7 protein-coding genes and 1 pseudogene are annotated in these 12,885 nt (G+C 72.9%); 5 read left to right on the forward strand and 3 right to left on the reverse strand.

Annotation, left to right across the window (positions count from 1 at the left end; genetic code table 11):
* Position 1: 1 nt before the first annotated feature.
* The 3 genes from ACPT94_RS03510 to ACPT94_RS03520 all read right to left on the reverse strand — a co-directional run bounded on the left by ACPT94_RS03510 (position 2) and on the right by ACPT94_RS03520 (position 4,025).
* Positions 2 to 1,795, reverse strand: coding sequence for an ABC transporter permease subunit (locus ACPT94_RS03510; protein WP_425245060.1), 1,794 nt, complete (start codon positions 1,793 to 1,795; stop codon positions 2 to 4).
* Between the two features lie 86 nt (positions 1,796 to 1,881).
* Positions 1,882 to 3,387 carry an ABC transporter substrate-binding protein gene (locus ACPT94_RS03515; RefSeq protein ID WP_425245061.1) on the reverse strand — a complete coding sequence of 502 codons (1,506 nt, stop codon included), beginning with the start codon at positions 3,385 to 3,387 and terminating at the stop codon, positions 1,882 to 1,884.
* 107 nt (positions 3,388 to 3,494) lie between these two features.
* Complete coding sequence (locus ACPT94_RS03520) at positions 3,495 to 4,025, reverse strand: GNAT family N-acetyltransferase (protein ID WP_425245062.1); 531 nt, start codon at positions 4,023 to 4,025, stop codon at positions 3,495 to 3,497.
* Positions 4,026 to 4,299: 274 nt separating this feature from the next.
* Between ACPT94_RS03520 and ACPT94_RS03525 the strand changes: the two genes are divergently transcribed.
* The 5 genes and pseudogenes from ACPT94_RS03525 to ACPT94_RS03545 all read left to right on the forward strand — a co-directional run bounded on the left by ACPT94_RS03525 (position 4,300) and on the right by ACPT94_RS03545 (position 12,771).
* Positions 4,300 to 5,316, forward strand: a complete 1,017-nt coding sequence (locus ACPT94_RS03525) for an SDR family oxidoreductase (RefSeq protein ID WP_425245063.1) — start codon at positions 4,300 to 4,302, stop codon at positions 5,314 to 5,316.
* Positions 5,317 to 5,329: 13 nt separating this feature from the next.
* Positions 5,330 to 7,225 (forward strand): annotated as a pseudogene (locus ACPT94_RS03530) (glycoside hydrolase family 15 protein); the annotation flags it as partial.
* A 385-nt stretch (positions 7,226 to 7,610) separates the two neighbouring features.
* Complete coding sequence (locus tag ACPT94_RS03535) at positions 7,611 to 7,793, forward strand: hypothetical protein (protein WP_360349427.1); 183 nt, start codon at positions 7,611 to 7,613, stop codon at positions 7,791 to 7,793.
* 38 nt (positions 7,794 to 7,831) lie between these two features.
* Positions 7,832 to 10,912 (forward strand): FAD-binding and (Fe-S)-binding domain-containing protein, encoded by a 3,081-nt coding sequence (locus ACPT94_RS03540; protein WP_425245064.1) that lies wholly within the window; start codon positions 7,832 to 7,834, stop codon positions 10,910 to 10,912.
* Positions 10,913 to 10,947: 35 nt separating this feature from the next.
* A complete protein-coding gene (locus tag ACPT94_RS03545; protein ID WP_425245065.1) occupies positions 10,948 to 12,771 on the forward strand; it encodes a thiamine pyrophosphate-requiring protein in 1,824 nt (607 codons plus the stop codon).
* Positions 12,772 to 12,885: the final 114 nt, after the last annotated feature.

A 12,885-nucleotide genomic window follows, 5' to 3' on the forward strand; every position in this document is an offset into this window, starting at 1 on the left:
GTCACAAGGCGTCCGTGGAGGTGGTGAGTTGAGCGGGCTCGGGAGCGGTTGCCGGTCGTGGCCCGCCCCGCCGTGCCGTCGGCGGTGTTCCCGTCGGTGCCGGTGGGCGCCTCAGCCGGGGCAGGCGTATGCCGCCCGCCGCCGTCACGGCCAGCGCACCGAGCAGCGCGAGGACGGCGGCCGGGGCGAGGACGGCCCAGGGGGCGCGCTCGACGTACGGCTGGTTCTCGGAGAGCAGCAGGCCCCACTCGGGCGACGGCGGCTGCGCGCCGAGGCCGAGGAAGCCGAGCGCGGCCAGGCTGAGGGCGACACCGGGCACGCGCAGCAGGGCGTGGCGGACGACGGGCGGCAGAACGGCCGGCAGCAGTTCGTGCCGGAGCACGTACCAGGGGCCCGCGCCGAGCGCGCGGGTGGCGGTCAGATGGAGGGTGGCGCGCTCCTGGCGCAGGAGGGCGGAGGTGTGGGTGGCCAGGGGCGACCAGGCGACGACGGCCACGGCGAGCGCGGGCGTCCAGGGGCCGCTGCCCGCGACACCGGTGACGAGGAGACCGGCCAGGACGGGCGGTACGGCGGTGACCGTGTCGACCAGGGGGCCGGACAGGCGGGGCAGCAGACCCAGCAGCACGCCCGTCACGAGGGCGGCGACGCTCACCGCGAGGGCGGTTCCCAGGGTGTTCAGCGCGCCGTGCGCCACACGGGCCAGGACGTCCCGGCCGAGGCCGTCGGTGCCGAACGGGTGGGCCCCGGAAGGCCCTTGAAGCCGGGCGAGGGGGTCCAGGGCGAGCGGGTCGCGGGGCAGGCCGAGCCCGATGACCGCGAGGAGCAGACCTCCGTACAGCAGGGGCAGGGCGCGGCGGGCGGGCGGGGCGGGCCGGTGCAGGGAGTTCAGGGCGCCGTCGCGCAGTGCGGGGCCGATCATCAGGCGCACCCCGAGGCGGGCCAGGAGCGCGGCGGCCGCGGCGAGCAGGACGAGCGCGAGGGTGCCGGTCTGCAGGACGGGCAGGTCCTGCGCGACAGCGGCCCGCAGCGTCAGCCGGCCGAGGCCGGGGATGTCGAAGATCTGCTCCACGGCGACCGATCCGCCCGTCAGACCGACCACGAACAGACCCGCGTTGGGCAGGAGCCCGGGGACGCAGCGGCGCAGTGCCTGCCTGGCCACGGCCCCCGGCGGGACGCCTCGGGCGGCGGCCGCCAGGGCCCACGGTTCGGCGAACGCGGCGGGCAGCAGGTCGTCGAGCATGCGCCCGAGGACCGCTCCGGCGGGCAGACCGAGGGCGACGGCGGGCAGGACCATCCACCTGGGGCCGTACCAGCCCAGGGCGGGCAGCCAGCCGAGCTGTACGCCGATCACCGAGGCCAGCACGGAGGCGACGAGGAACTCGGGCAGCGCGGCCAGCACCGCCGACCCGGTCCCACCCGGACCCCGTCCGCCGAGGCGGCGCCGCGAGCCGAGCCGGAGCGTGCGGGCGCACACGGCCGCGGTGGTGACGACGGCGACGGCGAGAGCGCCGGTCATCAGCAGCAGGGAGGCTCCGAACGCCTCCGCCGTGGCCGGCAGTACCTCGGTGCCGGAGACCCAGGACCGGCCGGCGTCGCCGTGCAGCAGTCCGCCGAGCCACTGGCCGAGCAGGCGCAGCGGGCCGTCGTCGAGGCCGAGTCCGTCCCGGACGGCGCGGAGCGTCTCGGGGTCGGGATCGCGCTCCGCCGAGCGGGCCTTGAGCACGGTCAGCGCGGGATCGGTACGCGACAGCCAGGGCAGCAGGCCGATGGCACACACCAGGGCGGCGGTGAGCACGGTCCGCCACACCAGCGTGGGGCCACCGCCCCGCGCGAGACCACGCAGGGCGGCGGTGCGACCGTTCCGGGGAGAGGCTACGGGCTTCAGCTTCGGGTCCCGGTGCCGACGAAGTCCCGCTCGTACGGGTCGAGCAGCGCGCCCTTCACGGAGGCGCCGACCCCGGTCACGACCTTGAGGTGGACGAGGGGGATCACCGCGTCCGTGCGGAGGACGGCGGCCTCCGCCTTCATCGCGGCGTCCTGCCGCTCGGCCGGGTCGGCCTCGGCCGCGGCCGCGTCCACGAGCCGGTCGACGTCCTTGTCGCACAGGAACGACAGGTTGTAGCCGCCGTCGCAGGTGTAGTCGCCGGCGAGGACGGTGACGGGGTCTCCGGTGTCGAGCATCATGTTGCGGGAGACGACGGCGGCGTCGAACTTCGCGGCCAGCAGGTCGCTCTCCAGGCGCGCGTAGGCGCGTACCTCCAGCTTCACCGCGAAGCCGGCCTTCTGCAGCTGCTGTTGGAGGACCTGGGCGGTCTCGGGCAGCTCGGGCCGGTCGTTGTAGGTGGCGACGGTGATGCTCCTGCCCCGGGGGTCGGTGGCCTTCGCCCGGCCGGTCGGCTCGGCGCGCTTGCCGGCCGCCCAGGTCAGAGCCGGACCGTAGAGGCCCCGGGCGGGCTCGGCGTATCCCTCGTACACCCCCTTGGCGACGGCGGAGGTGTCGATCGCCTCCCGTGCCGCGGCCCGCAGGCCCGCGTCGGTGAAGACGCCGGACCTGGTGTTGAGGTACAGGCTGGTGTTGCGGGCGGTGTTGGTCTCGTGGACGGTGTCCTTGTCCAGGGAGGCGACCTGGGCGACCGGAAGCGCCTCGGCGATGTCGACGTCCTTGGTGCGCAGGGCGTTGGCGCGGGCGGTGCCGTCGGAGACGAACTTGGCGTCGATGCCGGAGGCCTGGGCGCGTCCGCCCCAGTAGTCGTCGAAGCGGTCCAGCGCCGCGGCCGTGTCGCCGGTGGTCTTCGTGAGTGCGAAGGGGCCGGTGGCGGTGCCCATCGGGTTCACCTTGCCGTCCTTCCCGTACGCCTTCGCGGAGAACACGGCCAGGCTGGGGTTGGTCAGCCGCAGCGGCAGCACCGGGTCGGCCTGGTCGGTCGTGACCCTGACCCGGTCCTCGCCCACGGCCTCGGCGGTCAGCCGCACCCCCGAGACGGCGGCGGGAGCGGGCTTGGCCGCCACGGCGTGGGTGAGGGCGGAGGCGACGGCCTTCGCGGTGACCTCCGTCCCGTCCTGGAACCTGGCGTCCCGCAGCGTGAACACCCAGCTCTTTCCGCCCTGTTCGCTGCTCCACGACTCGGCGAGGGCCGGCACCGCGGTGCCGTTGGCGTCCAGGTGGGTCAGGCCCTCGGCCACCCCGAGCCGGGAGAGGATGAAGGCGTCCAGCCCGTACGGCGAGTAGTTCTCCGCGGGCTGGAAGGCGAGGGCGACGCTCAGCCGTCCGCCGGTGCCGGAGCCGGAGGAGTCCGTGGAGGTGTCGTCGCTGTCGGACGCGAAACACCCGGTCAGCAGCGGGGCGAGGAGCAGGCCGGCGGTCAGCCGACGGCGGGGCGGTGTCATGGTCGTGTCTCTTGATCTTTCGTGCTGGTCAAGGCATGATCGAAGTCAATGAAGGGTAAATGATTATCGTTTTTATTTAAAGTCGGAGTCGTGGGGCGTGCGGCGGGTCATGGCATCGGGACCTCGAAGTGGAGGATTCCCTGACTGTCCGCCAGCTCCCGTTCGTCGCATACCAGTTCGCCGAGTGCCCGCCACAGTGCCTCCGCGCCCGGTGATGTCGGGTCGGTGTGCAGGTAGACCGAGCGGTAGCCGCCGTCGGCGCGGGCGAACTCCCTCAGTTCGCCGACCAGTCGGCGCGCGAGGCCGCGCCTGCGGTGCTCGGGGCGCACGTACACCCGCCGCAACTGGGCGGTCTCGCCCGACGGGTAACGCTCCGCCAGCCACCGGGGGTTCGGCGGATGGGCGGGGCCGCGCGAGTCGAGCGCGGCGGTGGCGGCCACCGTTTGGTCCGCCTCGCTGACGGCCACCAGCAGGGTGTGCCGGGAAGGTGCGAGGTAGAAGGAGTCCGGGTCGATGATGTCGGCGTGCCAGCGCGGCACGAACCCGGTGCCGAAGTCCCGGTAGACGGTGTCGAGCATCACGGCGCGCGCCTCGCCGAGGTCGTCCGGGGTCGCCGTCCTGATGCGGTAGTCATGCATCTGCGCATGATATGCAATAAGCCATCGGTGTTCGACGACCCCTCAAAGGGCCTGAAGGACCGGGCTTTCGGCGTCCACTCGGCCCCGCGCGTCGTCGCGGGCGACGGTCGGGACGCGCCCGGCCGCCCGGAGGCCGGCGGCACGGACCCGCGGAGCGAGTGAGCCGTGACGAGGGACACCACACACCTGAGCGGCGATAAAGGGCGCGGATAGGGGTACTGCCTGTGGTGCCCGAAAAGGGCGTCGCATCTCTATCTGGCGGAGGATCGCATATATGGGAAGGGATCCGCAGGTTGTGGTCGTGACGGGCGCCAGCGGCGGTATCGGCCGGGCCACGGCACGGGCGTTCGGTGCTCGAGGGGCGAAGGTGGCGCTGCTCGCGCGCGGTGAGAAGGGGCTGGAGGGGGCGGCGCAGGAGGTGCGGGCCGCGGGCGGCACGGCACTGCCGCTGACCGTGGACACCTCCCGTTTCGAGGACCTCCAGGGCGCGGTGCGGCGGATCGAGGAAGAGCTCGGGCCGATCGACGTGTGGGTGAACGTGGCGTTCACCTCGGTGTTCGCCCCGTTCACCCAGGTTCGGCCGGAGGAGTTCAAACGGGTCACCGAGGTGACCTACCTCGGCTACGTCCACGGCACCAGGGCGGCACTGGACGTGATGCTCCCCAGGGATCGCGGGACGATCGTGCAGGTGGGCTCCGCCCTCGCGTATCGGGGGATCCCGCTGCAGTCGGCGTACTGCGGCGCCAAGCACGCCATCCAGGGATTCCACGACTCGCTGCGCTGCGAGCTGCTGCACGACAAGAGCAACGTGCGGGTGACGATGGTGCAGATGCCGGCGGTGAACACCCCCCAGTTCAGCTGGGTGCTCTCCCGCCTGCCGCGGCAGGCCCAGCCCGTACCGCCGATCTACCAGCCCGAGGTCGCCGCCAAGGCGGTGCTGTACGCGGCCGACCACCCCAAGCGGCGCGAGTACTGGGTGGGCGGCACCACCGCGGCGACGCTGATCGCCAACAAGTTCGCGCCGGGCCTGCTGGACCGCTATCTGGCCCGCACCGGATACGGCTCCCAGCAGACCGGACGGCCACACGATCCCGACCAGCCGGCCAACCTGTGGGAGCCGGCCGACAGCGACGACGGCCGCGACTTCGGCGCCCACGGCATCTTCGACGACACGTCCACCCGGCGCAGCTACCAGCTGTGGGCCTCCCAGCACCACGGCCTGCTCGGCGCCGCCGCGGTGGTCGCCGCGGCCGCGGCGGGCGCCCTGGCCACCCGGGCCGCCCGCGGCTGACCGTCGCTCCGTCAGGAAAGGGGGCAGTGCCGTGCCGCTGCGCATCGAGGACTACGCGCTGCTGGGCGACACCCAGACCGCCGCGCTGGTCGGCTACGACGGGTCCATCGACTGGCTGTGCCTGCCCCGGTTCGACTCCGGGGCGTGTTTCGCCGCGATCCTGGGCGGCCCGGAGAACGGCCGGTGGCTGCTGGCCCCGGCCGGTGAACGGCGGGCCGTGGCGCGCCGCTACCGCGGCGACAGCCTCGTCCTGGAAACCGACCACGCCAACGCGGACGGCCGGGTGCGGGTCACCGACTTCATGCCGGTCCGAGAGGAACACCCGGTGCTGATCCGCGTGGTCGAGGGCCTCGAGGGCCGGGTGGACATGCGCTCGCAGCTGCGTCTGCGGTTCGACTACGGGCACGTCGTGCCGTGGATCCGCGGCGACGGGCGCCGCCGCTACGCGTACGCCGGCCCCGACACCGTCGTGATGGACGCCGACGTGGACTGCCGCACCGAGGCCGGCACCTGCACCGCCGACTTCACCGTCGGCGAGGGCGAACGAGTGGCCTTCCGGATCGCCTGGTGCGGGCCGCGCCGGCAACCGCCCGGCGCCTTCGACGCCGAGCGGGCCACAGCGGCGGCCACGGCCACCGAGCGGTGGTGGCAGCACTGGGTGGAGGGCTGCGCCTACCGCGGCGACCACCGGCAGGCGGTGGTGCGGTCCCTCCTCACGCTGAAGGCCCTCAGCTACGCCCCCAGCGGAGGCATCGTCGCCGCGCCGACCGCCTCGCTGCCCGAGCAGCTCGGCGGCGTGCGCAACTGGGACTACCGCTACTGCTGGCTGCGCGACGCCACCTTCACCCTGATGGCCCTGCTGGACGCGGGCTACGAGCAGGAGGCGGTCGCCTGGCGGGAGTGGCTGCTGCGGGCACTGGCCGGTGAACCGCGGCAGATGCAGATCATGTACGGCGTCGAGGGTGAGCGCCGCCTGACCGAGTCGACCCTCGATCACCTGCCGGGCTACGCCGGCTCACGACCCGTGCGGATCGGCAACGCCGCCTCCGGGCAGGTCCAGCTCGACGTCTACGGCGAGGTCATGGACGCCCTGCACCAGGCCCGGATGCACGGGGTCCCCCCGCAGCAGGACGCCTGGGACATCCAGTGTGCGCTGATGGACCACCTCGAAGCGCACTGGCGGGATCCGGACAACGGCATCTGGGAGATGCGCGGGCCCCGCCACGACTTCACCCACTCCAAGATCATGGCGTGGGTGGCGGCCGACCGGGCCGTCAAGGCCGTCGACCACTTCTCCCTCGACGGCCCGGCCGACCGGTGGAAGCGGCTGCGGCAGGAGATCTTCGACGAGGTGTGCGAACACGGCTACGACGCCCGACGGGGCACGTTCACCCAGCACTTCGGCTCCAGGACCCTGGACGCCTCCTTGCTGCTGATCCCGTCCATGGGGTTCCTGCCCGCGACCGACGAGCGGATGAAGGGCACCGTCTCGGCGATCGAGAAGGAGCTGTGCCAGGACGGCTTCGTCCAGCGCTACACCACGACCGGGACCGAGGCCGTCGACGGCCTCCCGGCGGGTGAAGGGGTCTTCCTGCCGTGCACGTTCTGGCTGGCCGACAACTACATCCTGCAAGGCCGCACAGAGGAAGGCAGGGCCCTGTTCGAGCGGCTGCTGGCCCTGCGCAACGACCTCGGCCTACTCTCCGAGGAGTACGACACCAGCCACGGGAGGCTGATCGGCAACTTCCCCCAGGCCTTCTCCCACGTGCCGCTGGTCATCACCGCCCAGAACCTCACCGACGGCGGCGGGCCCGGCCACCACCGGGGCGGCGGCGAACCCCGCGGCCGCGGGAAGACGAAGGCCGGCGGCCAGGATTCCGGCCGCAAGGGCAGCGGGCACCGGACATGACCGGGCCGCGACCGGGCTCACCGCTCCGCGGGCAGCCCGGGCCACGCTCCTGCCGGCCGCGCCCGGTGCCGTCGCCGACGGCGGTCACCACCGGCGAACCGCCGCGGGGCCACGGCGTGTCATGCGCCTCCCGGGCGCCCGGCATCCGATCCAGGCCGCTGTCACCGCCCGGCGGCCCACCCCCGGGTGCTGTCCGTCGGCGGTGTCGCAGACGTCCCGCACGCGGCCGGAATGCTCGCCCCGGCCGCGGCCGATGACCGCCGGCAGGGCCGCGCGGCAGCGGATGCCGCCCGGCCGCCCTCCCGGCGAGCGCAGGCCTCGCCACCGCCCGGCACTGGGGCCGCCGGTGATGTCGCCATCAGCAGGCACGTCGCGGTCGCGGCCGATGACCGCGGCGCGGGCGGCGGCCGGGCGGGGCGTCGTGCCGGACGGCGTGGGGCCGGTCCGGCAGGCGCTCCTCCCGGCGCCGGACCACCTGCTGTCCGTGCCCGCGAAACAGACCCCGTGGCACACGCAAGAGCGGGTACTCGTCGTCGCGGCGGCGGCCGGAGCGCCGACCGCCGGGTGAGAAATCCTGCACGGTCCGGGAAAGGCGGTTCTCCCTCGATGACACGCACAGCTTCCTACGACTCCTCCGCGGTGGACGTGGCCGGTCTGGAGGCGGCGCTGCGCGCCGAGGTCGATGCGGAGGTACGGTTCGACGCCGGCAGCAGAGGCGCCTACGCCACGGACGGCTCCAACTACCGCCAGGTGCCGATCGGCGTGGTCGTTCCGCGCACCGTGGAAGCCGGGGCACTCGCCGTGCGGGTGTGCGCCCGGTTCGGGGCGCCGGTCCTCTCGCGGGGCGGCGGCACCAGCCTGGCGGGCCAGTCGACCAACACGGCCGTCGTGATCGACTGGACCAAGTACTGCCACCGTCTGATCTCGGTGGACCCGGACGCGCGTACCTGTGTGGTGGAGCCGGGGATCGTCCTGGACGAGCTGAACCGGCGGCTGTCCGACCACCGCCTGCAGTTCGGGCCGAAGCCCTCCACCCACAGCCACTGCGCCCTGGGCGGCATGATCGGCAACAACTCGTGCGGCGCCTCCGCGCAGGCGTACGGCAAGACCGTCGACAACGTGCGCCGGCTGGAGATCCTCACCTACGACGGGCTGCGCATGTGGGTGGGACCGACGTCGAAGGCCGAACGGGCCCGGATCGCCGCCGAGGGCGGGCGCAGGGCCGAGATCCACGAGGGCCTGGACCGCATCGTCACCGAGTACCTCGCGGACATCCGGCGCGGCTACCCGAAGATCCCGCGCCGGGTCTCCGGCTACAACCTCGACTCGCTGCTGCCGGAGAACGGCTTCGACGTCGCCAAGGCCCTGGTCGGCAGCGAGGGCACCCTCGTCACCGTCCTGCGCGCGGAACTCGACCTGGTGCCGGTGCCGGAGTACCAGTCGTTGCTGGTGCTCGGCTACGACGACATCTGCCGCGCCGGCGACGACGTGTCGCACCTGCTGGAGCACTGCTCGCCCACCCAACTGGAGGCGCTGGACGGGCGGATGGCCCAACTGATGCGCGAGGAGGGCGCCTACCTCGACTCCCTCGACGTCCTGCCCGAGGGCGATGCCTGGCTGCTCCTGCAGTTCAGCGGGGACAGCCAGGACGGGGTCGACGAGCAGGCGCACACCTTGCTGCGTGCCCTGGGCCGCAGCGAGAAGGACCCCGGTGTCGCCTTCTCCGACGATCCCGCCCGCGAGCAGAAGATGCTCAAGGCCCGCGAGGCCGGCCTCGGCGTCACGGCGCGGCCGCCGGACGACCGCGAGACCTGGGAAGGCTGGGAGGACTCGGCCGTCCCGCCGGAACGGCTCGGCGACTACCTGCGCGACCTCAAGCAGCTGTTCGAGGAGTTCGACTACGACCATCCCTCGCTGTACGGGCACTTCGGCCAGGGCTGCGTGCACACCCGGATCCCGTTCGGGCTGAAGACCGCCGAGGGCGTGGCGGTCTTCCGCCGTTTCCTGGAGCGCGCCGCCGACCTCGTCGCCTCCTACGGCGGCTCCCTGTCCGGGGAGCACGGCGACGGCCAGTCCCGCGGCGAGCTGCTCACGAGGATGTTCGGCGAGCGGCTCGTGAACGCCTTCGGCGAGATGAAGGCGCTGTTCGACCCCGGCAACCGGATGAACCCGGGCAAGGTCGTCGACCCCAACCCGGTCGACGGACAGCTGCGCCTCGGCCCCACCTGGAGGCCGGCCACACCGGAGACGCACTTCGGCTATCCGGAGGACGACCACTCCTTCACCCGCGCGGTGATGCGCTGCGTCGGCATCGGCAACTGCCGCAGCCACTCCGGTGGCGTCATGTGCCCCTCCTACCGGGCCACCAAGGAGGAGGAGCACTCCACACGCGGCCGGGCCCGGCTGCTGTTCGAGATGCTCGACGGTCACGCCGACTCCGCGGTCACCGACGGGTGGCGCTCCACCGAGGTCCGCGATGCGCTGGATCTGTGCCTGGCCTGCAAGGGCTGCAAGTCCGACTGCCCGGTGAACGTCGACATGGCCACCTACAAGGCCGAGTTCCTCGCCCACCACTACTCCGGCCGGCTGCGCCCCGCGGCCCACTACTCCATGGGCTGGCTGCCGCTGTGGGCCCGGCTCTCCCGCATCGCCCCCACGCTCGTCAACACCGTGCTGCACGCACCCGGCCTGGCGCGGGCCGGCAAGCGGCTGGCGGGCGTTGACACGGCCCGCGAGGCGCCGGTGTTCGCGCCGGAGTCCTTCCTCGAGTGGTGGCGGGCCCGCGGCGCCGACGAACCGGACCCGGCCGACCCGCGGACCGTGGTGCTGTGGCCGGACACCTTCAGCACCTACTTCCACCCCTCCATCGCACAGTCGGCGGTACGCGTCCTCGAGGACGCGGGCTTCGACGTCGCCGTACCCGCCCGGCCGGTGTGCTGCGGGCTGACCTGGATCTCCACCGGGCAGCTCACCGTCGCCGAGAAGGTGCTGCGACGCACCCTCGGCGTGCTGCGGCCCTATCTGGAGCACGGGACGCCCATCATCGGGCTGGAACCCTCCTGCACCGCCGTCTTCCGCTCCGACGCACCCGAACTCATGCCCGCGGACCAGGACGTGAAGCGCCTCGCCGGGCAGGTCCGCACCTTCGCCGAACAGCTCGTCCACCACGCCCCCGACGGCTGGCGACCGCCCCGGCTCGCCCGGCAGGCGACCGTGCAGACCCACTGCCACCAGCACGCGATCACGAAGTTCGACGCCGACGAGGAACTGATGCGCCGCGCCCACCTCGACGCCGACGTCCTCGACGAGGGCTGCTGCGGTCTGGCCGGCAACTTCGGCTTCGAACGCGGCCACCACGAGGTCTCCATGGCCGTCGCCGAACAGGGCGTCCTGCCCGCCGTACGCGACGCGGCCCCCGGCAGCCTGCTGCTCGCCGACGGCTTCAGCTGCCGCACCCAGATCGAGCAGGGCGGCACCGGCCGCCGCGCCCTGCATCTGGCCGAGGCACTCGCCCTCGGCCTGGACGGCACCCTGCCCGGCGAGCACCCCGAACGACTGGCCCAGCGGCCCAAGGAGCCCTCGCGCGCCGCCCGGTGGGCCACCGCCGCGTCCGCCGCCGCTGTCACCGCGGCCGCCGCGGCGGCGGCCGGACGCACCGCCCTGCGCTCGCACAACCGCCGCGCCTGACCACACCCGCAACGCACACACCGGAAAGGTCTCACATGTCGATGAAGGTCTCCGACCACGTTCTCGAGCGCCTGCGCGACTGGGGCGTGCAGCACGTCTTCGCCTACCCCGGTGACGGCATCAACGGCCTGCTGGCGGCCTGGGGCCGGGCCGACGACAACCCCCGGTTCATCCAGGCCCGCCACGAGGAGATGGCCGCCTTCGAGGCGGTCGGCTACGCCAAGTTCTCCGGCAGGGTCGGCGTGTGCGCCGCCACCTCCGGACCGGGCGCCATCCACCTGCTCAACGGCCTGTACGACGCCAAACTCGACCACGTGCCCGTCGTCGCCATCGTGGGGCAGACCAACCGCAGCGCCATGGGCGGGTCCTACCAGCAGGAGGTCGACCTGCTGAGCCTGTACAAGGACGTCGCCTCCGACTTCTGCGAGATGGTGACCGTCCCCGAACAGCTGCCCAACGTGCTGGACCGGGCGATGCGCACCGCCATGTCGCGCCGCTCGGTCACCGCCGTCATCATCCCCGCCGACGTGCAGGAGCTGGACTACTCGCCGCCCGAGCACGCCTTCAAGATGGTCCCCTCCAGTCTCGGCATGCCCCACTACGCGCCCGTGCCGTCCGACGAGGACCTCACCCGCGCCGCCGAGGTGCTCAACGCCGGGGAGAAGGTCGCGATCCTGATCGGGCAGGGCGCCCGCGGGGCACGGCAGGAGGTCATGGCGGTGGCCGAGCGGCTCGGTGCCGGCGTCGCCAAGGCCCTGCTGGGCAAGGACGCCCTGGACGACGACCTGCCGTACGTCACCGGCTCCATCGGTCTTCTCGGCACGCGCCCGTCGTACGAGCTGATGATGGACTGCGACACGCTCCTCGTCATCGGCTCCTCCTTCCCCTACACCCAGTTCCTGCCGAAGTTCGGGCAGGCCCGGGCCGTGCAGATCGACATCGACGCGCACATGGTCGGCATGCGCTACCCGTTCGAGGCCAACCTCGTCGGCGACGCCCGCCAGACGCTGACGAGGCTGCTGCCGCTGCTGGAACCGGCCAAGGACCACAGCTGGCGCAAGAAGGTCGAGAAGGACGTCGCCCGCTGGTGGGAGGTCATGCAGCGACGCGCCGCCGTCGACGCCGACCCCATCAACCCCGAGTACGTCGCCCACGCCCTGAACGACCTGCTGCCGGACAACGTCATCCTCGCCGCCGACTCCGGCTCCGCCGCCAACTGGTACGCCCGCCATCTCAAGCTGCGCGGCGCCATGCGCGGCTCGCTGTCCGGAACGCTCGCCACCATGGGGCCGGGCGTGCCGTACGTCATCGGCGCCAAGTTCGCCCACGGCGACCGTCCGGCCGTCGCGCTGGTGGGGGACGGGGCGATGCAGATGAACGGCATGGCGGAGCTGATCACCATCGGGAAGTACTACCGGGAGTGGGAGGATCCGCGGCTGATCGTGGCCGTGCTGAACAACCAGGATCTCAACCAGGTCACCTGGGAGATGCGCGCCATGGCAGGGGCCCCGCAGTTCCTGCCCTCCCAGTCGATCCCCGACTTCCGCTACGCCGACGTCGCCCGTCTGGCCGGTCTGGAGGGCCTGCGCATCGAGAAGCCGCAGGACGTGCGGGGCGCTTGGGAGACGGCGCTGGCCGCCGACAAGCCCGTCGTGCTCGACTTCGTCACCGACCCGGCGGTGCCCCCCATCCCGCCGCACGCCTCCCTGGACCAGATCGAGGCCGCGGCGACAGCCGTCCTCAAGGGCGACAGCGACCGCGCCGCCATGGTCCGCCAGGGGTTCAAGGCCAAGGTCCAGGAGTTCCTGCCCGGCGGTCGGCACCGGGAGGACCGACCCGGCGCCGGGGACGAGACCTGACCGGCGACGACGACCGGCCCGCGGCGCGTGAGCGCCGCGGGCCGTCACTTCATGGAATGAACGTCACCTCTGGAAAAGGCGGCGACACCGCCGGCGTGCTCGTCAGTTGACGCG

Origin of the sequence: Streptomyces aurantiaciflavus (assembly GCF_049808595.1) — a bacterium.
Taxonomy (GTDB): Bacteria; Actinomycetota; Actinomycetes; order Streptomycetales; family Streptomycetaceae; genus Streptomyces.

Bases quoted from the DNA above. Each gene is read 5' to 3' on its own strand.
- ACPT94_RS03540 (WP_425245064.1), top strand. From the start codon at position 7,832: ATGACACGCACAGCTTCCTACGACTCCTCCGCGGTGGACGTGGCCGGT.
- ACPT94_RS03520 (WP_425245062.1), bottom strand. From the start codon at position 4,025: ATGCATGACTACCGCATCAGGACGGCGACCCCGGACGACCTCGGCGAG.
- ACPT94_RS03545 (WP_425245065.1), top strand. From the start codon at position 10,948: ATGTCGATGAAGGTCTCCGACCACGTTCTCGAGCGCCTGCGCGACTGG.
- ACPT94_RS03525 (WP_425245063.1), top strand. From the start codon at position 4,300: ATGGGAAGGGATCCGCAGGTTGTGGTCGTGACGGGCGCCAGCGGCGGT.
- ACPT94_RS03535 (WP_360349427.1), top strand. From the start codon at position 7,611: ATGACCGCGGCGCGGGCGGCGGCCGGGCGGGGCGTCGTGCCGGACGGC.
- ACPT94_RS03515 (WP_425245061.1), bottom strand. From the start codon at position 3,387: ATGACACCGCCCCGCCGTCGGCTGACCGCCGGCCTGCTCCTCGCCCCG.